This window comes from Thermus sp. (assembly GCF_056332225.1).
In genome coordinates, this window is sequence record NZ_JBWGQW010000166.1 from 1 (window position 1) to 804 (window position 804).

Sequence of the window (804 nt, forward strand, 5' to 3'; positions counted from 1 at the left end):
GGGTTAAAACGGGCCACCTGCCGCACGAGCTCACTGCCAATGGAACCCCCGGCGCCCGTCACCAGCACCACCTTGCCCTCCAGGTACCCCGCGATCTCCTCTAGGTTGAGGCGCACGGGCTCCCGGCGGAGGAGGTCCTCGAGGCGCACCTCCCGGATCTGGGAGAGCCCCACCCGGCCCGAGAGGATCTCGTAGATCCCGGGAAGGATCCGGTACTGCACCCCCACCGCCCGGGCCAGCTCCACCACCTTGCGCACCACGGAACCGGGCGCCGAGGGAATGGCCACCAGGACCTCGTCCGCCTCTAAAGCCCTGGCCGCCCGGGGGAGGTCCTCCAGGGTGCCCACCACCCGGACCCCTGCGATGGTCTGGCCCCGTTTGTTGGGGTCGTCGTCCAGAAAGCCCACGGGGTCAAGGTCCGCCTCCGGGTGGCGGAGCATCTCCCGGGCCACCATGGTGCCCGCCTCGCCCGCCCCCACGATCAGCACGCGCTTCTTAGTCTTTCCTGCTCTTCTCCCCTTCTTCTCCTCCCAGTAGAGGCGCACCCCAAGGCGCACACCTCCCATGGCAAGAAAGGCCAGGGCGCTGGCGATGAGGGGTACGCTTCGGGGCACGGGCAAAAGGTTGTTGAGTACGAGGGCGAAGACCCAGAGCATCCCCCCCCCCAGGCCCACCCCCAGGGCCAGCCGCACCAGGTCCCGCACCCCTACACGGCTCCAGGCCTGGCGGTGAAAGCCGAAGAGGGTGATGATCAGGGCCTCAATCGGAACGCCGAGAAGGGTGTAGATCCAGAGGGAATCCCAG

Annotated in this window: 1 protein-coding gene; it reads right to left on the reverse strand. The window is 68.3% G+C overall.

Translation table 11 applies throughout. The features are described from left to right. A partial coding sequence (locus tag AC01Y6_RS10685; protein WP_476671507.1) for a nucleoside-diphosphate sugar epimerase/dehydratase occupies positions 1–804 on the reverse strand: 804 nt, incomplete at both ends.